Source organism: Microbacterium sp., assembly GCF_049661145.1.
GTDB lineage: Bacteria > Actinomycetota > Actinomycetes > Actinomycetales > Microbacteriaceae > Microbacterium.
On the sequence record NZ_JBASZT010000058.1, the window covers coordinates 1 to 17,752 of the forward strand.

Sequence of the window (17,752 nt, forward strand, 5' to 3'; positions counted from 1 at the left end):
GCGCCACCGCGAGCGTCCCTGCAGCGGCCAGCCCGCCGCGGTGAGGGACTCCAGCGCCGAGCGCCAGCGGTGCACAGGACCGAACGGCGCGGTGCCGGCCGCACGCACCCACTCGGCATCCAGCGCCGTGAGGAACGCGTGGACGGGCTCACCGGGGACGTTGCGGTGGATGAGGGCCTTCGGCAAGCGCTCGGCGGCGACGGCCGGCGAGGTCAACGATGCCAGCCGCAACGACACCGTGAAGGTGCGTGGCACGGCGTCGGCGCCGACCTCGACCCACGAGCAGATGCGACCGAGCTCGTCGCACGTGCCCTCGACGAGCATCCCGCCGGGCTGCAAGCCGGCGCACATCCGCGCCCACGCCGTCGCGACCTCTGCTTCTTCGTACTGGCGCAGCACATTGAACGCGCGAATGACCGCCGCTCGTCGGCCGCCCGGGGTCGGCACCTCGAAGCCGCCGCGGGCGAAGCTCACGTGCGCGTCCGTGGTGAACGGCGTGCGCCCCGCGCGTAGCTGTGCCAACTGGTGCTCGGCGTGGCTGACCCGCGCCGGGTCGATCTCGAGACCGAGCACCTCCACCTTCGGCCGCGCGGCACGCAAGCGCGCCTCGAGCTCGAAAGTCGTCACCGCGCTCGCGCCGTAGCCGAGATCGACGACGAACGGGTCCGGGGTGCGCCGGAGCACGGGATGCCGCGCGATCCAGCGGTCGACACGGCGCAGGCGATTGGTGTTCGTGGTGCCGCGAGTGACATGACCCACGGCACCACGTGCCGGTGCGCCACGGTGAGCGACTTTCTCCGGCGGCATGACCTCATGATGACACCCCGCCGTCGGTAGGATGACGAGCATGACTGCGCCGTACACGCTGATCCTGCTCCGCCACGGGCAGAGCGAATGGAACAAGACCAACCAGTTCACCGGATGGGTGGACGTCCGCCTCACCGACCAGGGCAAGGCCGAGGCGGCACGCGGCGGGGAACTGCTCAAGGAGTCGGGCATCCTCCCCGACGTGCTGCACACCTCGCTGCTGAGCCGTGCGATCCAGACCGCGAACATCGCGCTCGACACCGCCGACCGGCTGTGGATCCCCGTCAAGCGCACCTGGCGGCTCAACGAGCGCCACTACGGTGCGCTCCAGGGCAAGGACAAGGCCGAGACGCTCGAGGAGTTCGGCAACGAGCAGTTCATGCTGTGGCGTCGCTCGTTCGACGTGCCGCCGCCGCCGCTGCCCGCGGACGCCGAGTACAGCCAGGTGAACGATCCCCGCTATGTCGGCATCGACGGCGACGTGCCGCACACCGAGTCGCTCAAACTCGTGATCGACCGCATGCTGCCCTACTGGGAGTCGACCATCAAGCCCGACCTTGCGGCGGGCAAGACCGTGCTGGTCACCGCTCACGGCAACTCGCTGCGTGGTCTCGTCAAGCACCTCGACGGCATCAGCGACGCCGACATCGCCGAGCTGAACATCCCCACCGGGATCCCGCTGGTCTACACGCTCGGCGAGGACTTCCTGCCGGTCGCTCCCGGCGCGTACCTCGACCCCGAGGCCGCCGCCGCCGGCGCTGCCGCGGTGGCGAGTCAGGGCAAGCGCTGAGCGTCAGCGACGCCGGACAACGAGAAGGGGGATGCCGACCGGCATCCCCCTTGTCGTTGCTTCCGGGTGCCGCGCGTCAGCTCTCGGCGCCCGCAACGTGTGTCTCGGCGGCGATGACAGCGATGGTCTCGGTGTCGGGCTTCCAGTCGCCCGTCGCGAGGTACACGACCTTCTTGGCGACCGAGACGGCGTGGTCGGCGAACCGCTCGAGGTAGCGGCTGGCGAGAGTCGCGTCGACCGTGGCGCCAGCCTCACCCTGCCAGTTGTCGCTCAGGACCTTCTCGAAAACCGCGACGTGGTGGTCGTCGAGCTTGTCGTCGAGGTCACGAAGCGTCTCGAGGAGCGTGAGGTCTTCGGTGCGCAGCAGTTCGGTGAGGGTGCGCGCCGCCTCGACGTCGAGTTCGCCCATCTTGGTGAAGGTCCCCTTGAGACCCTTGGGGATGGCGCGCTCGGGGAAGCGCATCCGGGTCAGCTGCGCGATGTGCTCTGCGATGTCGCCCATCCGCTCCAGCGATGCGCTCACCCGCAGCGCCGCCACGACGATGCGCAGGTCGCGCGCGACCGGCTGTTGGCGGGCCAGGATCTGAATCGCCAACTCGTCGAGGGCGATGGCTTTGTCGTCGATCACCTCGTCGGCTTCGATGACCTCCTCGGCCAGCGCCACATCGCTCGTGCCGAACGCGCGCGTCGCCTTCTCGATAGCGATCGTCACGAGTTCGGCGATTTCGACAAGACGCGTCTGCACGTCCTCGAGCGACTGGTGGAACACTTCGCGCATCAGGAACCTTCCTTTTCGCGGGCGGACCGCCCGGCGTTACCTCGGCGATCTTGTCCCTCGAAGGTTAACGCCCGGTGCCGGAGTCGTGAACAGTGCGGGCGATCGCAGCGGCCGTGGAGCGAACGACCGGATGACTCATCGCCCCACCTTACGCTGGTGACATGGACTCGACGCAGGCGACGTTGGCTGCGCTGCTGGTCGGGGTGGTCACCGGCGGCTGCCTCGCGACGCTCGTGCTGATCGCGCTGCGCGCGCGAGACCGGGCGCGCAGCGCCGGCTCACGTGAGTTGCCGGCCGGGACGCGGGCGGTGCTGCAGGGCATGGAGGACGTCGTGGTCGTCGTCGACACGTCGCTGCTGATCGTCGCCGCCTCCACGCCCGCCGAGTTGTTCGGCATGCACGAGGGTCATGATCTGCCCGGTGATGACCTGCGCGCGCTCGTGCGGACAGCGCGTCAGGCCGAGCATCCGGCATCGGCGAACATGCGGTTGCGCCGCGGCATCGAGCCGCGCCTGGTCACCGCTCGTGCGAGCGTCATCACGCAACGGCTCACGTTGATCGTCATCCGGGACATCACCGAGCAGGAACGGGTCGAGGAGATGCGTCGCGACTTCGTCGCGAACACGAGCCACGAACTGAAGACGCCGGTCGGCGCGGTGAGCCTGCTCGCGGAGGCGATCGAGTCGGCATCCGACGATCCGGAGCAGGTGCGGCACTTCGCCGGACGCCTCTCGGCCGAGGCGGCACGCCTGGGGCAGCTGACCTCCCGCATCATGAACCTGTCCCGTCTGCAATCCGCTGACGATCTCACCGAGTTGCGCGACGTGTCGGTCGACGAGGTGGTCGCGGCCGCGATCGAGTCGCAGTCGTTCGCGGCCGCGTCGGCGGGGATCGAGGTCGTCCGCGGCGGGGCGAGGCACGCATACGTGCGCGGTGATGTGCAGGTGCTCACCGAGGCGATCGCCAATCTCGTGGCGAACGCGATCGCCTACTCGCCGGCGCGCGCGCAGGTGGGGGTCGGGGTCAAGACCGACGGTGAGGTCGTGGAGATCGCGGTGGCCGACCGGGGCATCGGCATTCCCGAGGGTGAGCAGCACCGCATCTTCGAGCGGTTCTACCGCGCCGACCAGGCGCGCTCGCGGCGCACCGGAGGCACCGGGCTGGGACTGTCCATCGTGAAGTACGCGGTGCAGCGCCACGGCGGCGAAGTGGTTCTCTGGTCGAGACCCGGGCGGGGCTCGACATTCACCGTGCGGCTGCCGGCGGTTGAGGCGCCGGAGGAGATCTCCGCGAAGGTGCGGAAGAAGCGCAAGAAGCGCAAGAAGGAAAAGCTCGCACGCGCACAGGCAAAGGAGACAAGAACGCCATGACACGCGTCCTGATCGTCGAGGATGAACCCGATCTGGCCGACCCGCTGGCCTACCTGCTGCGCCGGGAAGGCTTCGAAGTGGACATCGCCGAGGACGGCCACGCCGCCCTGACCGCGTTCGAGACTCGCGGCGCCGATATCGTGCTGCTCGATCTCATGCTGCCCGGGATGCCGGGGACAGAGGTGTGCCGCATCATCCGCACGACGTCCAAGGTGCCGATCATCATGTTGACGGCGAAGGACTCCGAAGTGGACATCGTCGTCGGGCTGGAACTCGGCGCCGACGACTACGTGACGAAGCCCTACTCGTCGCGTGAGCTGCTGGCGCGCATGCGCGCCGTGCTGCGCCGCAGCGAGACAAGCGAGCTCGATGTGGACGAGCACATCATCGATGGCGGTCGGGTCGTCATCGACATCGATCGCCACACCGTGTCCGTCGATGGCAAGGTGATCGCGATGCCGCTCAAGGAGTTCGAACTGCTCGAGGTGCTGATGCGCAACGCCGGCCGGGTCCTCACGCGCGGCCAGCTCATCGACCGGGTGTGGGGGAGCGACTACTTCGGCGACACCAAGACGCTGGATGTGCACATCAAGCGCATCCGCTCTCGCATCGAGAGCAACCCGAGCGAGCCCGTCATGCTGCTCACCGTGCGCGGACTGGGCTATCGCTTCGAGGCGTGAGCAGTCGGTCGGGCTCGGCGGGCGTGCCGCGCAGCGGGGGCGGCGGGCTCAGTCGGCGGGCACGAAGTCCGCGAGGTAGTCGAGTGTGCCGTCGAGCACCGGGATGCGCGCGCCGACAGCCTCGCCGGTGCCGGACTGGAACGTCATCTCCACGTCGGTCCCGGCCGCGGCGTCGAGACCCTCGAACAGCAGCGGGTCGGCGCCGTCGAAGCCGAGGCTGACGGTCGAGCGGGCATCCACGCGCACGCGCTGCGTGTCGCCCTCGATGCCGACGAGCAGCGTCTCGGTGCTGTCGGTGTCGTTCACGACCGCCGCCAGGAAGTTCGCGGCCGAGCCGTCCTCGTTCGCCACGAGCAGGGCGTTGCGCACCTTGAGCGGCTCGGTCGAGACGAGGTTCACGCCCTCGGCGGGGGAGTATGCGATGGTCGTCGCCTGCGGCGAGACCATGGCGCAGCCTGCGGTGGCGAAGACGGCGGCGGCGGCGAGTGCGACGGACGCGAGGCGGCGCGAGTTCACGGGTGCTCTAATTTCACAGTCGATCCGGAGATCCTGCGGGCGTGACGGTGTGCCGCTCATTCTATGCCGCCACGCGCTCGCCCGCCCGCCCCGCCCCGCGTCCGCCCCCGCCGCCCCCGCCCTTGTCTCCGCGAGACCGCGTCGGCGGGTCGAGACCCGTGAAAGTTTCGCACGGTCTCGACCCGCAGTGCGGGTCTCGCGGAGTACGGAGAGCGCGGCCGGCGACGGCCAGCCGGCGAACCTTAGCGTATGCCGCCTGTGGTATCCTAGAGGTTGCCGAAAGGACATAACTGCATGCTTTTTGAGGTTGGCGAGACGGTCGTTTATCCGCACCACGGCGCCGCGACAATCATCGAGGTCAAGGACCGGATCATCAAGGGCGAGACCAAGAGGTACTTGAAGCTCAACGTCACCCAGGGCGATCTCATCATCGAGGTCCCGGCCGACAACGTCGATCTGGTCGGCGTTCGTGACGTGATCGGAAAGGACGGTCTCGAGCGCGTGTTCGACGTGCTGCGGGCGCCCTTCACGGAGGAGCCGACGAACTGGTCCCGCCGCTACAAGGCGAACCTGGAGAAGCTGGCTTCGGGCGACGTCATCAAGGTGAGCGAGGTCGTGCGCGACCTGTGGCGCCGCGACCAGGACCGCGGCCTCTCGGCCGGCGAGAAGCGCATGCTGGCCAAGGCTCGTCAGATCCTCGTTTCCGAGATCGCACTGGCGCTCAAGGCCGACGAGGAGCACGCCTCCGGCGTCCTCGACGAGGTCCTCGCGAGCTGACCGCCGCAGATCACGCGGGGTCCGCCCGCGGTCGCTGAGTAGTGTCGGTGATATGAGTTCCGCCGTGCCCCTGCCGCGTCCCCGCACGGCGATCGTCGTGGTGGCGGCGGGTTCGGGGACCCGACTCGGCGTCCCGCGGCCGAAGGCATTCGTCGGCATCGACGAGCACACCGTGCTGCATCACGCGTTGCAGGGCGTCTTCGCGGCGCCCTACGCGCAGGTGGTCGTCGTCGCGCCGGAGGCGCACGTCGGCGACGCCCTGACCGAGATCGAGGAGACCGCGGGCGGTCGCCGCGAGATCGCGTCGGTCGTCGCGGGGGGGCGCACCCGGCAGGCATCCGTCTCCGCCGGCCTCGCCGCCGTGTGGCCCGACGTCGAGTTCGTCCTGGTGCACGACGCCGCGCGCGCCCTGACCCCGCCCGCGGTGTTCGTCCGGGTGATCGCCGAGCTCGAATCCGGGCGGGGCGCCGTGCTGCCCGTGCTGCCCGTCGTCGACACTCTGAAACGCATCGAGGCGGATGCCGTGATCGACGCCCTCGACCGCGACGGCGTGGCCGCGGCGCAGACACCGCAAGGGTTCAGGCGTGACATTCTGCAGACGGCATATACCGCGGCATCCGCCGACCACACCGATGATGCTGCGCTCGTGCAGGCGGCCGGTCATACGGTGTGGACGGTTGCGGGCGATGAGCGCGCCTTCAAGATCACGACCCCCGCCGATCTCGAGCGCGCCCGATCGCTCATCACCCCGGATGCACCGGAGGCGGCAGCGCCCGCACTCCCGCCACCGTCGTCGCGCGTCGGCATCGGCACCGATGTGCACGCGTTCGGCGGTGAAGGCGCGCTCTGGCTCGCGGGTCTGGAGTGGCCGGGCGAGCCGGCGCTGCACGGTCACTCCGACGGCGACGCCGTCGCGCACGCCATCGTCGACGCCGTCCTCGCGGCGGCCGGTCTCGGCGACATCGGCACGCACTTCGGCACCGACCACCCCGAGTACGCCGGTGCGCACGCCGACGTGTTCCTGCGCCGCACCGCCGCGCTCGCCGGTGCGGCGGGCTACACCATCGCCAACGTCTCGGTACAGGTCCAGACGATTCGGCCGCGTTTCGCGGCGCGGCGCCAGGAGGCGGAGGCGGTGCTGTCGGCATCCCTCGGTGCCGCGGTGTCGGTGTCGGCGACGACGACCGACGGGTTGGGGTTCACCGGGTCCGGCGAGGGGGTCGCCGCCTACGCCGTCGCCCTGCTGGTCACGCGCTGACGTCCCGATCCATCCGCGCGAGCCGACGCGTGGTGCCGCGTGGCGGCGGAACGCAGCGACCTCATGCGTCGGGTCGGTGCACTGCCGGGTCGGCTCGGCGACGCCGGGCACGGCGGCGGCGCCCGCCGGTAGGCTGGAGCGGTGACGGTCCGGCTCTATGACACTCAGGCGCAGGCGCTGCGCGCGTTCGCCCCCCGCGAGCCCGGACACGTCACGATGTACGTCTGCGGACCCACCGTGCAGTCGGGCCCCGGCATTCACCACCTGCGCGCTGCGCTCGCCTTCGATCTGTTGCGCCGCTGGTTGGCGCGCCGGTTCGGTCGCGTCACGTTCATCCGCAACGTCACCGACATCGACGACAAGGTGTTGCAGAACGCGACGGAGACCGAGCCCTGGTGGGCGCTCGCCTACCGCATGGAGCAGGAGTTCACGAGGGCGTATGCCGCGATCGGCATCCTTCCTCCGACCTACGAGCCGCGGGCGACGGCGTCGATCCCGCAGATGCAGGAACTCATCGGGCGGCTCATCGACGCGGGCCACGCCTACGCCGCGGCGGGGGACGTGTACTTCGACGTGCGCTCCTGGCCGGCCTACGGTGCCCTGACTCACCAGTCGGTCGATGCCATGGTCCCCACGCCCACTCCAGACGCTGCTGACGCAGCGCCCGGAGCCTCGGGGCGCATGGGCCCAAGCGCCGCAGACTCCGACGAGCGCGGCAAGCGCGACCCCCGGGACTTCGCGCTGTGGAAAGGCGCGAAGCAGGACGAGCCGGCGGATGCCGTGTGGTCATCGCCCTGGGGACCGGGCCGTCCCGGCTGGCACATCGAGTGCTCCGCCATGAGCCGGCGCTACCTCGGGCCCGAGTTCGACATCCACGGCGGCGGCATCGATTTGCGTTTCCCGCACCACGAGAACGAACTGGCCCAGTCGACCGCCGCGGGTGATGCCTTCGCCCGGTACTGGGTGCACAACGGGCTGGTGACCGTCGGCGACCAGAAGATGTCGAAGTCGCTCGGCAACCATCTGCTCGCCGCCGACGTGCTCGCCGAGCGCGATCCGCTGACCGTCCGCTACGCGCTCGGCGCCGCGCACTACCGATCCACGCTCGATCTGACCCCGGCATCCTTCGACGAGGCCGAGGCCGCCCTCGCGCGCATCCGCACCTTCCAGGAGCGCGCCGCCCGCGTCCTCGGCACCGCCAGCCCGCTCGTGGCGGCCGACTTGCCCGAGGCCTTCGCGGAAGCGCTCGACGACGATCTCGGTGTTCCGCAGGCGCTCGCCGTCGTGCACGAGACGGTGCGTGCCGGCAATGGGGCGCTCGATGCCGGCGAGACGGATGCCGCGGCGCGCGCCCTCATCGAAGTGGGCCGCATGACCGGCATCCTCGGCCTCAACCCGGCCGATCCGCAGTGGCGCGACGACACCGACGGTGCGCAGACCGCGGCGCTCGACGCGCTCGTCCGGGCGATGATCGTCCAGCGCGCGCAGGCTCGCGCGGATAAGAACTGGGCGGCGGCCGATCGCCTCCGCGACGCGATCGCCGCCGCCGGCATCACTCTGGAGGACTCTCCGGACGGAACGCATTGGAGTCTCGATGGCTAAGCCACCACGCCCCGGCGCCGCCAAGGGCGGCAAAGGCCCGACGAAGGGGAGCGGCGGAAAGGGCAAGCGCGCGCTCGAGGGCAAGGGTCCGACCCCCAAAGCCGAAGACCGCGCCTGGCACCCGGCCGGCAAGCGCAAGGCAGCCGCCGAGCGGTACACGGCCGCGGGCGGCAAAGGCCGGCCCGGGCAGCACCCCGCGCCGACGCGCGCGCCCAAGGCGAAGGCGGGAGACGACACCGAGAACGTCACGGGCCGCAACTCCGTGCTGGAGGCGTTGCGCGCGAAGATCCCCGCGACGGCGTTCTACATCGCCCAGCGCGTCGAGATGGACGACCGCGTCAAGGAGATGCTGTCGATCGCGACGCACCGCGGCATCCCGGTGCTGGAGGTCACGCGTCCCGAACTCGATCGGATGGCGGGTTTCGACGGCGTCCACCAGGGCGTCGCGCTCAAAGTGCCGCCGTACGAGTACGCGCACCCGCAGGATCTGCTCGAACAGGTCGTCGAGACGGGGCGGACGCCGCTGCTGGTGGCGCTCGATGGCGTCACCGATCCGCGTAACCTCGGCGCCATCATCCGGTCCACCGCCGCCTTCGGCGGGCAGGGGCTGATCATCCCGCAGCGTCGCTCGGCCGGAGTGAACTCCGCCGCCTGGAAGACGAGCGCGGGCGCGGCGGCGCGCGTCCCCGTCGCGATGGCGCCGAACCTCACGACCACTCTCAAAGAGTTCAAGAAGCAGGGCGTGTTCGTGCTGGGGCTCGACGGCGGGGGCGATGTCGCACTGCCGCAGCTGGAGCTCGCCGACCGTCCCTTGGTCATCGTCGTCGGCTCCGAGGGCAAGGGTCTGTCCCGCCTCGTGACCGAGACGTGCGACCAGATCGTGTCGATCCCCATCTCGGCGGCGACCGAATCCCTCAACGCCGGCGTCGCGGCATCCGTCGCGCTGTATCAGGTCGCCATGATCCGCGCCGCGTCGCAGTAGCGCGAGCGAAACGGATGCCGAGGCGGGAATAGACCGCTGGGTGCGCCGCTTGACACCCGCGAACCCCTACGGAAGGAAGACCCATGGCCCTCATCGCCGTCATCGGAGGCACCGGCTACGCCGGCCGCCACATCGTCGCGGAGGCCGCGGAACGCGGGCATACCGTTCTCTCGGTCGCCCGCAGAGTCGCGTCGGAGCGGGTGGCCGGAGTGACCTATGTCGAGGGGACGCTGCTGGACGTGCCGAGCCTGCTGACTGAACTGCGGGGCGTGGACGCCGTCGTGGTCGCCGTCGCGCCGCGGGGCGACATGGCCGAGTTCGTGCGCCCCAACGTCGAGGCTCTGAACGCGACACTTCCCGAGAACGTGCGCCTGGGGGTGGTCGGTGGTGCCGGCGGCAGCCTCGTAGCACCCGGGGGACCGCGAGTGGTCGACGTCGGCTTCCCCGAGGAGTTCAAGGCCGAAGCGCTCGAGATGATCGGTGTGCTCGAGGATCTGCAGAACGAAGAGGGGGACCGTGACTGGTTCCTCATCCATCCCGCGGGAGGGTTCGGCGCCTTCAACCCCGGCGAGCGCCGCGGCGCCTACCGCGATGGCGGCGATGTCATCGTGACGGATGCCGAGGGGGAGTCGTTCATCTCGGGCGAGGACTTCGCCGCCGCCGTCGTCGACGAGATCGAGCACCCGAAGCACCATCGCGAACGCTTCACCGTCGGGTACTGATGCGAAAGTCTCGCGACATGAGCCAGACTTCCTCGCCCCACGGCGCGGCAGCGCCACTGAAAAGCTAACGCGAAAGTCTCGCGACATGAGCCAGACTTCCTCGCCCCACGGCGCGGCAGCGCCACTGAAAAGCTGACGCGACCGTCGAAACCCCGGCGGCACTCAGACCAGGTCGCGCCAGTCCACGGCGTCGCTGTCCTCCTCAAGGGTGCCGATCGGTGCCGTGATGATCGGCAGCGCCAGCGTCTCGCTGGGCGGTCCCATGACGGTCGCCTCGTCGCGGCGATGGCGGAGCACGTCGTTGATGTATGACGAGACCACCTCGGCGATCGGGACCGCCTGGCCGCGGGCCTGCGACATGTACCACCGATGCTCGAGCACCTGATGAAACAGCTCCGCGGGCTCGAGCTTGGCCCGCAGGTCCCACGGGATCGCTTTGACCACGGGTTCGAACACACGTGTGAGCCACTCGTGGGCGACCATCTCCTCGTCGGAGCCGAGTCGCGAGACGCGGGCACGGAACTCATCCAGGTCGTTCAGCAGGCGCCGCGCCTGGTTCTCTTCGACATCGAGTCCCGTCAGTCGCAGCAGGCGTCGCTGGTGGTGCCCCGCATCGACGACCTTGGGTTGGATCGACACGCGGGTGCCGTCGGGCTCGGTGTGGATCGTCATCTCGCCGATGTCGAAACCGAGCTCGTTCAGGCGCTGCACGCGCTCCGTGATGTGCCATGCCTCGCCGACGGCGAAGGACTCCTGATCGGTGAGGGCCGCCCACAGCGATCGGTACGACGACATGATGCCGTCGGCGATCGCGATCGCGTCCACCCCGCCCTCCAACCGCCCGCCGGCTTCGAGGTCCATGATCTCGCCGGCGATGTTGGTGCGTGCGACGTCGAGGTCGTGCTCGCGCTGTCCCGTGGTCAAGCCGCCCTCGTGGAGCTCGCCGGTCTCGGCGTCGACGAGGTAGGCGGCGAAAGCCCCGGCATCCCGTCGAAAAAGGGTGTTCGACAGCGACACGTCGCCCCAGAAGAACCCGACGGTGTGGAGACGCACGAGAAGCACGGCGAGCGCGTCGACGAGGCGGCCGGCGGTGTCGGGGCGCAGCACCTGGGTGAACAGCGCTCGATAAGGGAGCGAGAACTTGAGGTGCGCCGTCACGAGGGCTGCGGGCAGCGGTTCGCCCCGGGGAGTGCGACGCCCGTCGATGACGGCGACGCGGTCGACGCAGGGGACGTCCAGACGGGCGAGCGAGCCCAGCATCTCGTACTCGCGACGCGCCATCTCCCCGGTGGTCTCCTTGACCGCGACGACGCGTCCGGACAGGTCCGCGAAGCGGACGAGATGGCGTGACAGTCCCTTCGGAAGTGACACGATCGTGTCACTGCCCCACTCGTCCAGTCGCGTAGACCAGGGAAGGGCGAGCAGGCCGGCATCGACGCTGCTGGCCGTGATCGTCAGGGAATCCACCACTGTCGCGTTCGCTTTCGTCGGGACATGCCGAGGCGCGGGTGGTCCCGGGCTCACGAACCCTGGACCACCCGCGCCGCCGCTGATCAGATCATGCCGAGGCGATCGCCTTCTTCGTGAGGCGCTCGCCGTTCTCGACGTCGAACGCGTGCACGTGGTGCGGCACGGGAGCGAGAACCACCGTCTCGCCCGCGTTCGGGTGGTTACGACCGTCGACGCGCGCCACGATGTCGGTGCGTTTGCCCGCGATGTCGGTGTGACCGTACAGGTAGCCGTCCGCGCCGAGCTCCTCGACGAGGTCGACGACCACCTTGAGGCCCTGGCCGTCAGCCGGGTTCACAACGATGTCCTCGGGACGCACGCCGGCGGTGACCTGCGAAGCGTTGGTGGGACGGTCGATGTCCGCGTCCACGACGGCGTTGCCGAATTGGATGCCGCCTGCGGCGAGATCGACCGGGAACAGGTTCATCGCGGGCGATCCGATGAAACCGGCGACGAACACGTTGTTCGGCTTCTCGTAGAGGTCGCGCGGCGTGCCGACCTGCTGAAGCAGGCCGTCCTTGAGCACCGCGATGCGGTCACCCATCGTGAGCGCCTCGGTCTGGTCGTGGGTCACGTAGACCGTGGTGACACCGAGACGCCGCTGCAGCGACGCGATCTGGGTGCGCGTCTGCACGCGCAGCTTCGCGTCGAGGTTCGACAGCGGCTCGTCCATGAGGAACACCTGCGGCTGACGAACGATGGCGCGACCCATCGCGACACGCTGACGCTGACCACCCGAGAGCGCCTTCGGCTTGCGCGTCAGGTACTGCTCGAGGTCGAGGAGCTTGGCCGCCTCCAGTACGCGCTGGGCGCGCTCCTCCTTGCCGACGCCGGCGATCTTCAGGGCGAAGCCCATGTTCTCGGCGACCGTCATGTGCGGGTAGAGCGCGTAGTTCTGGAAGACCATCGCGATGTCGCGATCCTTGGGCGGGACGTCGGTGACATCGCGGTCGCCGATGAGGATGCGGCCGGAGTTGACCTCTTCGAGGCCGGCCAGCATGCGCAGCGAAGTGGACTTGCCGCAGCCGGACGGTCCGACCAGGACCAGGAATTCGCCGTCGCCCACCTCGAGGTTGAGCTTGTCGACGGCGGGTCGGGTTCCGCCCGGGTAGAGGCGGGTTGCGTTGTCGAAAGTGACGGACGCCATTTGTTCTTCTCCTTCACCGGCAGGTACGTGCCGGACGATCCGTAGTGATGGAATGACGCGAGCGCGAGCCCGCACGCCCAACGTCGGACGTGGTACCAGTATCGCACGCGGATCGACGAAGAGGGAGTCTTGTCTGGGCATTCTCAGACTGCCTGGATAGCATCGTCTGCGTTGCGCTCACCCGATCGGCGACCCCACGGTGCACTGCGCACACCCTGTTCTGCACTGGTTCTGCACTTCCAGAAGGATTCATGTCCCACGACGAGACCCCCCGCGACGAGTCCGCCCCCGGTCGCCGCGAAGCGGTGCGCGAGAAGGCTCAGCTCGTCCACGCGCAGCAGTCCCGTGCTCGTATGCTGCGGCGCTCTGCGCTGGCGGCGGGTGTCGTCGCGGCGGTCGCGGTTGTCGCCGTCGTCGTCAGTTGGGCGATCGGCTCCGCGGTCGGTCGACCGCAGCTTGCCCCGGCCGTCGCGCACGGTGACGGCTTCGTCGTCACGTCGGTGACCGCGGAGGGTTCGGTGGACTCCTTGGAGGCCGCGTCGCCGGCGCCCGAAGCGGAGCCGCAGGGTGATGCGAGCGCAACCCCGACGCCGAGCGCAACGGCATCCGCCGTCGTCGACATTCACGTCTACGTGGACTACCTCTCGCCGGGAGCGCGGGATTGGCAGGTGGCGAATTCGCAGCAGCTGTCGTCGTGGGTACGCGACGGTGCCGTCACTCTCACTTACCATCCGGTGTCGATGTTGACGGCCAAGTCGAACGGTACGAAGTACTCGTTGCGCGCCGCGAGCGCGGCCGCCTGCGTCGCTTCGTACGCTCCCGCCGCGTTCTTCGCCTTCAATGACGATCTGCTCAAGCGACAGCCTGCGGTGGACTCCGACGGCTGGTCGGACAAGGAGCTCGCCGATATCGCTCAGGCCCACGGCTCGGATGACCCGACGACGCTCCGCGACTGCATCGAGACGGAGGCGTACGCGTCGTGGGTGAAGGCGGCGACCGAACGGGCGATCACCAGCATCCCCGGTGCCGACGATCTTTCGCTGACCGGCACCCCGATGATCGTGGTCGATGATCAGCAGTACGTCGGTGAGCTCACCGACCCCGCGGAGTTCTCGCAGTTCGTGCTCACGAGCGCCAGCGGTGCGTACCAGAAGGCGCGCTCCGCGACGCCGACTCCGACTTCGACGCCCGCGCCGTAGACGACCGCATACGCGGGGCTGAGTTGCTGCGCAGACAGGCAGACTGACAGTCGATCACCGGGGCGGCGCACCGTCGACGGGTGTGGCCAGTTCGTTGGCGTAGTGCTGTTGCGCGAGCAGGACGAGCGCGTCCAGCAAGGGGCGTCTGAGAATGCTGCCGAGGACCACGCCGCGGATCGTCTCGTCCAGGGTGCTGGCCTGTGCGACGGCGTGGACGTCGATGCGCCCCACCGCATCTGCGGCTTGCGCGTAGTCGTCGAGGTGACCGGCGAGCACGGTGAGGTCCTCGGCGTTCATCTCCGTGACGGCCCGCACGGCGGCCAGGTGCGCCGGGGAGCCGTGCTGGCACCGCCACCCCCGTGCGTGGATGACGCGGTTCAGCTGCGCCGTCGCATCCTCGTTCAGGTCCTCGGCGGCGACGTTTCCGACGAGCGCGTCTTGGGTGACGGCCATCGCATCGAGCGCTGATGGTCCGGCGTCGATCGCCTGCACGACCTCGCGGATCGTGTTCAGCGGCAGCTTCGCGACCTTGGAGAGCGCCCGGATGAGGCGGAGTCGTTCCAGGTGCGCTGTGTCGTAGACGGCCTGATTGACGCTGGTGAGCCGGCCCGGATCGAGCAGTCCTTCCCGCAGGTAGTACTTGATGGTCGGAACTCCGAGCCCCGACCGTCTGGCCAGTTCCGCCATCCGCATCTCTGTCTTCTCGACCATGTCCGCCTCCCACTCGGGCTTGCGCTTCCATATGGATACTACTACTATCCATGAATAGATAGTCAACTACCCATTGGGAGGCATGATGGCACGCATAGCAGTAATAGGAGCGACCGGGTACCTCGGCGGGTACGCGGTGACCCGCCTGCTGGCGGACGGTCACGCGGTGCGCGCGGTCGTGCGGTCACCGGAGCGGGCGTCGTTGCCGGAGGGCGTCGAGCCCGTGCGGGGGGATGTGACAGCCCCTGACACGCTGGCGGCCGCGTTCACTGACGTCGACGGCGTCCTGTTGACTCTCAACGGCGGGAGCGACTCCGAGCAGGCGGGACGCATCGAGGAAGTCGGCGTTGCGAATGTCGCCGCCGCCGCGGAAGCGGCGGGGGTGCGACGCGTAGTGCTCATCTCGGGCATGTTCGCGCAGCCCGCCTACGCGGACTATCCGTGGGAACACGCCAAGGCCCGCGGCGAGCTGCTCTTGATGGCCAGCCCGGTGGCATCCACCGTGTTCCGGGTCGGGTTCATCAACGAAACGCTCGCGAAGTTCATCCGGGGCGGTCGCCCGATGCTCATCGGCACGCAGCCGCACCCGGTCCGCCCCGTCGCCGCCGACGACATCATGGCGGCCGCCTCCCGCGCGTTCGGGATGCCCGAGACGGCCAACCGGGTCTACGACGTGGCCGGGGAGCACGCCCTGACGTTGCGTGAGGCGGCCGCCGCCTACGCGGGCGCGATCACCGGTAAGCCTGTTGCGCCGAATGCGGTGCGGGTCATGCCTCTCGCCGTCATGCGTGTCATCGATCGCCTGTTCCTGAAGGGGGAGATGACCAGACCGCTGGGCATCCTCGCCAGCATGGATCGCCACGGCGACGTGACCGACACGACCGCCTGGTTCCGGGACTTCGGCACCCCGTCCACCCCGTTCGCCGAGTGGATCGCGCAGCAGCGCGACAGCACCCCCGAGAAGGTGCTCTCATGAACTGGCTGGAACTCGCCGCGATCCTCGTGATCGGCTTCGTCGGCTCGGCCGAGTTCGGCTCCGCCGCCCTCGTCCACCCCGTCGTCCGCAAACTCACTCCCGACGACCAACTCACCTTCGAGCAGGGGCTGCTCAGGACCTACGGCCGCATCATGCCCGTGGGCATGACCGCCGCCACCGTCCTCGGCATCACCATCGCCATCGACACCCCCTCGGCCTGGACGATCGGCGCCGCAGCGAGCCTGAGCGTCGCCCTGGCGGTCACGATCGCCGGGAACGTGCCGATCAACCTGCGCACCGGTCGCATCCGGCAGGACACCGCACCGGAAGGTTTCATCGCGATGCGTCGCCGCTGGGACGTCTTCCAGCTCACCCGTGCCTCGCTGCAACTGGCCGGATTCGTGCTCATCACCATCGGCATCCTCACCCCCTGACACCCGCGCACGGGGTCCCCGGCATCTACCTCATCGTCATCAGCGGGCTGCTCCGTACCGGGCACTCGACGGCCACACGGATGGCTGCTGGGCACCGAGATCAGCCTCATCAGCGCCGCTGCCGTCTCTGGAGGCAGGGCGTCCACGTCCGCAGGGTCGAGCTCGCCGACATCGAGGCTGCGGTCGCGAACCACGTCCGAGAAATCGGGCGCGCAAGCGCCATCGCGCTGGACCTGTCGTGAACCGACGGCCTCGGCGCTGATGGCACAGTGCCGGCTACAGGACTCGAACCTGCAACCCCCTGTTTACAAGACAGGTGCGCTACCAATTGCGCCAAGCCGGCGGGCGGCGTCCAGTCTATCTGCGCGGTACCTCGTGGATGCGCTTCGGGTTTTCCCCGGCGCCGCTGCGCGCTACCGCGCGTGGCGAACCGTAGATTCGGAGGCGTGGACGAGGACGACCCCCGCACCGAGCCCCAGCCCATCACCGAGGCGATCTGCATCCTCGGGTACGACTGAGCACGACGCCGCGCTGCAGCGAGCCACTCCCGGGGGTGGGCACAGCTAGGCTGACTCCCCGTGAGCCTCCCCGCGCCCCGCCGCCTCTCGGCCGGAGTGGCGCTCACCGGTGCCGTCCTCGTCGGCGTCATGACGGCACTCCAGGCGCGCGTCAACGGCCAACTCGGGCTACGCGTCGGCGACGGGTTCGTCGCGGCGGTCATCTCCTTCGGGTCTGGTCTCGTGGCTCTTGTCGTCCTGTCGGCGGCGGTCCCCGCCGGCCGTCGCGGTTTCCGGGCGCTCGCCACCGGCATCCGCCGGTACACGATCCCGTGGTGGATGCTGCTGGGCGGCCTCGCCGGTGCGCTCACCGTCGCGACGCAAGGGCTCGCGGTCGCTATCATCGGCGTCTCGCTGTTCACGGTCGGTCTGGTGGCGGGACAGACCCTCTGCGGCCTGTTTCTGGACCGGATCGGATACGGTCCCGGCGGTGCCGTCGCCGTCACGATGCCGCGTGTCGCCGGCGGAGCACTGGCTCTCATCGCCGTCGGCATCTCGTTGCAGGGCGGCGTGCTCCAGCGCGTGCCGCTGTGGATGCTGGTGCTTCCGTTCGCGGCGGGGGTGGGCATCGCGTGGCAGCAGGCCACCAATGGCCGGCTGCGCCAGCGTGTCGGCACGCCCCTGACGGCGACACTGGTCAATTTCATCGGCGGGACGGTAGTGCTCGCCGTCCTTGCGGCGGTGCACGTCGCCCTCGTCGGCGCGCCGAGGGTGTTTCCGGACGAGCCATGGCTGTACCTCGGGGGCGTCATCGGGGTCGCCTATATCTTCCTGTCGGCTGCCCTCGTCGTGCACACCGGGGTGCTGCTGCTCGGCCTCGGCTCCGTCGCCGGTCAGCTCGTCACGGCGTTCGCCCTCGACGCGCTCTGGCCCGCCGACGCCGCACCGGGCCTGCTGATCGAACTGGCCACCGTGGCGGTCGCCGCCGCCTCGGTGG

18 protein-coding genes and 1 tRNA gene are annotated in these 17,752 nt (G+C 69.3%); 12 read left to right on the top strand and 7 right to left on the bottom strand.

What is annotated here, in order from left to right; genetic code table 11:
* Positions 1-807, bottom strand: an 807-nt coding sequence (locus WBP48_RS02500; protein ID WP_424435588.1) for a class I SAM-dependent methyltransferase, incomplete at its 3' end; no start/stop codon positions are given.
* Positions 808-847: 40 nt separating this feature from the next.
* On the opposite strand from WBP48_RS02500, the gene WBP48_RS02505 reads away from it, so the two are divergent.
* Positions 848-1,597 carry a phosphoglyceromutase gene (locus tag WBP48_RS02505; protein ID WP_424435591.1) on the top strand — a complete coding sequence of 250 codons (750 nt, stop codon included), beginning with the start codon at positions 848-850 and terminating at the stop codon, positions 1,595-1,597.
* Positions 1,598-1,673: 76 nt separating this feature from the next.
* On the opposite strand, the gene phoU is transcribed toward WBP48_RS02505, so the two are convergent.
* Positions 1,674-2,375, bottom strand: coding sequence for a phosphate signaling complex protein PhoU (gene phoU, locus WBP48_RS02510; protein WP_424435594.1), 702 nt, complete (start codon positions 2,373-2,375; stop codon positions 1,674-1,676).
* A 161-nt stretch (positions 2,376-2,536) separates the two neighbouring features.
* On the opposite strand from phoU, the gene WBP48_RS02515 reads away from it, so the two are divergent.
* Complete coding sequence (locus tag WBP48_RS02515; protein WP_424435597.1) at positions 2,537-3,745, top strand: sensor histidine kinase; 1,209 nt, start codon at positions 2,537-2,539, stop codon at positions 3,743-3,745.
* Complete coding sequence (locus tag WBP48_RS02520; RefSeq protein WP_424435600.1) at positions 3,742-4,425, top strand: response regulator; 684 nt, start codon at positions 3,742-3,744, stop codon at positions 4,423-4,425. The genes WBP48_RS02515 and WBP48_RS02520 overlap by 4 nt, the downstream gene beginning before the upstream one ends.
* 48 nt (positions 4,426-4,473) lie before the next feature.
* On the opposite strand, the gene WBP48_RS02525 is transcribed toward WBP48_RS02520, so the two are convergent.
* On the bottom strand, positions 4,474-4,941 hold the full coding sequence (locus WBP48_RS02525) for a DNA modification methylase (protein ID WP_424435603.1): 468 nt from the start codon (positions 4,939-4,941) through the stop codon (positions 4,474-4,476).
* 294 nt (positions 4,942-5,235) lie between these two features.
* On the opposite strand from WBP48_RS02525, the gene WBP48_RS02530 reads away from it, so the two are divergent.
* From WBP48_RS02530 to WBP48_RS02550, 5 genes are all read left to right on the top strand, one after another.
* Complete coding sequence (locus tag WBP48_RS02530; protein WP_424435606.1) at positions 5,236-5,718, top strand: CarD family transcriptional regulator; 483 nt, start codon at positions 5,236-5,238, stop codon at positions 5,716-5,718.
* 52 nt (positions 5,719-5,770) lie between these two features.
* Positions 5,771-6,976 carry a 2-C-methyl-D-erythritol 4-phosphate cytidylyltransferase gene (gene ispD, locus WBP48_RS02535; RefSeq protein ID WP_424435609.1) on the top strand — a complete coding sequence of 402 codons (1,206 nt, stop codon included), beginning with the start codon at positions 5,771-5,773 and terminating at the stop codon, positions 6,974-6,976.
* A 141-nt stretch (positions 6,977-7,117) separates the two neighbouring features.
* Positions 7,118-8,578, top strand: a complete 1,461-nt coding sequence (cysS, locus tag WBP48_RS02540) for a cysteine--tRNA ligase (RefSeq protein WP_424435612.1) — start codon at positions 7,118-7,120, stop codon at positions 8,576-8,578.
* Positions 8,571-9,560 (top strand): 23S rRNA (guanosine(2251)-2'-O)-methyltransferase RlmB, encoded by a 990-nt coding sequence (gene rlmB, locus WBP48_RS02545; protein WP_424435615.1) that lies wholly within the window; start codon positions 8,571-8,573, stop codon positions 9,558-9,560. Before cysS ends, rlmB begins: the two co-directional genes overlap by 8 nt.
* An 83-nt stretch (positions 9,561-9,643) precedes the next feature.
* Positions 9,644-10,282, top strand: a complete 639-nt coding sequence (locus tag WBP48_RS02550; protein ID WP_424435618.1) for an NAD(P)-dependent oxidoreductase — start codon at positions 9,644-9,646, stop codon at positions 10,280-10,282.
* 162 nt (positions 10,283-10,444) lie between these two features.
* Here WBP48_RS02550 and WBP48_RS02555 read toward each other — a convergent pair whose 3' ends face one another.
* Together WBP48_RS02555 and WBP48_RS02560 are read right to left on the bottom strand one after the other, a co-directional pair.
* On the bottom strand, positions 10,445-11,752 hold the full coding sequence (locus tag WBP48_RS02555) for a DUF4032 domain-containing protein (protein ID WP_424435621.1): 1,308 nt from the start codon (positions 11,750-11,752) through the stop codon (positions 10,445-10,447).
* An 88-nt stretch (positions 11,753-11,840) separates the two neighbouring features.
* Complete coding sequence (locus tag WBP48_RS02560; RefSeq protein WP_424435624.1) at positions 11,841-12,938, bottom strand: ABC transporter ATP-binding protein; 1,098 nt, start codon at positions 12,936-12,938, stop codon at positions 11,841-11,843.
* A gap of 251 nt (positions 12,939-13,189) precedes the next feature.
* On the opposite strand from WBP48_RS02560, the gene WBP48_RS02565 reads away from it, so the two are divergent.
* Positions 13,190-14,137, top strand: a complete 948-nt coding sequence (locus WBP48_RS02565) for a DsbA family protein (protein WP_424435627.1) — start codon at positions 13,190-13,192, stop codon at positions 14,135-14,137.
* Between the two features lie 54 nt (positions 14,138-14,191).
* Here WBP48_RS02565 and WBP48_RS02570 read toward each other — a convergent pair whose 3' ends face one another.
* Positions 14,192-14,848 carry a MerR family transcriptional regulator gene (locus WBP48_RS02570; protein WP_424435630.1) on the bottom strand — a complete coding sequence of 219 codons (657 nt, stop codon included), beginning with the start codon at positions 14,846-14,848 and terminating at the stop codon, positions 14,192-14,194.
* Between the two features lie 85 nt (positions 14,849-14,933).
* Between WBP48_RS02570 and WBP48_RS02575 the strand changes: the two genes are divergently transcribed.
* Both WBP48_RS02575 and WBP48_RS02580 read left to right on the top strand, forming a co-directional pair.
* Complete coding sequence (locus tag WBP48_RS02575) at positions 14,934-15,824, top strand: SDR family oxidoreductase (RefSeq protein ID WP_424435633.1); 891 nt, start codon at positions 14,934-14,936, stop codon at positions 15,822-15,824.
* Entirely contained in the window at positions 15,821-16,258 is a 438-nt protein-coding gene (locus tag WBP48_RS02580; RefSeq protein WP_424435636.1) for an anthrone oxygenase family protein, read from the top strand. The genes WBP48_RS02575 and WBP48_RS02580 overlap by 4 nt, the downstream gene beginning before the upstream one ends.
* Positions 16,259-16,528: 270 nt before the next feature.
* Here WBP48_RS02580 and WBP48_RS02585 read toward each other — a convergent pair.
* A tRNA-Thr gene (locus WBP48_RS02585) sits at positions 16,529-16,601 on the bottom strand.
* Positions 16,602-16,905: 304 nt separating this feature from the next.
* Here WBP48_RS02585 and WBP48_RS02590 point away from each other — a divergent pair.
* The coding region (locus tag WBP48_RS02590) for a DMT family transporter (protein ID WP_424435639.1) at positions 16,906-17,752 on the top strand (847 nt) is incomplete at its 3' end.

What these genes read in the sequence shown, in the direction of transcription:
- WBP48_RS02505 (WP_424435591.1), top strand. Translation starts at nt 848, where the DNA reads ATGACTGCGCCGTACACGCTGATCCTGCTCCGCCACGGGCAGAGCGAA.
- phoU (WP_424435594.1), bottom strand. Translation starts at nt 2,375, where the DNA reads ATGCGCGAAGTGTTCCACCAGTCGCTCGAGGACGTGCAGACGCGTCTT.
- WBP48_RS02515 (WP_424435597.1), top strand. Translation starts at nt 2,537, where the DNA reads ATGGACTCGACGCAGGCGACGTTGGCTGCGCTGCTGGTCGGGGTGGTC.
- WBP48_RS02520 (WP_424435600.1), top strand. Translation starts at nt 3,742, where the DNA reads ATGACACGCGTCCTGATCGTCGAGGATGAACCCGATCTGGCCGACCCG.
- WBP48_RS02530 (WP_424435606.1), top strand. Translation starts at nt 5,236, where the DNA reads ATGCTTTTTGAGGTTGGCGAGACGGTCGTTTATCCGCACCACGGCGCC.
- ispD (WP_424435609.1), top strand. Translation starts at nt 5,771, where the DNA reads ATGAGTTCCGCCGTGCCCCTGCCGCGTCCCCGCACGGCGATCGTCGTG.
- rlmB (WP_424435615.1), top strand. Translation starts at nt 8,571, where the DNA reads ATGGCTAAGCCACCACGCCCCGGCGCCGCCAAGGGCGGCAAAGGCCCG.
- WBP48_RS02550 (WP_424435618.1), top strand. Translation starts at nt 9,644, where the DNA reads ATGGCCCTCATCGCCGTCATCGGAGGCACCGGCTACGCCGGCCGCCAC.
- WBP48_RS02560 (WP_424435624.1), bottom strand. Translation starts at nt 12,938, where the DNA reads ATGGCGTCCGTCACTTTCGACAACGCAACCCGCCTCTACCCGGGCGGA.
- WBP48_RS02565 (WP_424435627.1), top strand. Translation starts at nt 13,190, where the DNA reads ATGTCCCACGACGAGACCCCCCGCGACGAGTCCGCCCCCGGTCGCCGC.
- WBP48_RS02570 (WP_424435630.1), bottom strand. Translation starts at nt 14,848, where the DNA reads ATGGTCGAGAAGACAGAGATGCGGATGGCGGAACTGGCCAGACGGTCG.
- WBP48_RS02575 (WP_424435633.1), top strand. Translation starts at nt 14,934, where the DNA reads ATGGCACGCATAGCAGTAATAGGAGCGACCGGGTACCTCGGCGGGTAC.
- WBP48_RS02580 (WP_424435636.1), top strand. Translation starts at nt 15,821, where the DNA reads ATGAACTGGCTGGAACTCGCCGCGATCCTCGTGATCGGCTTCGTCGGC.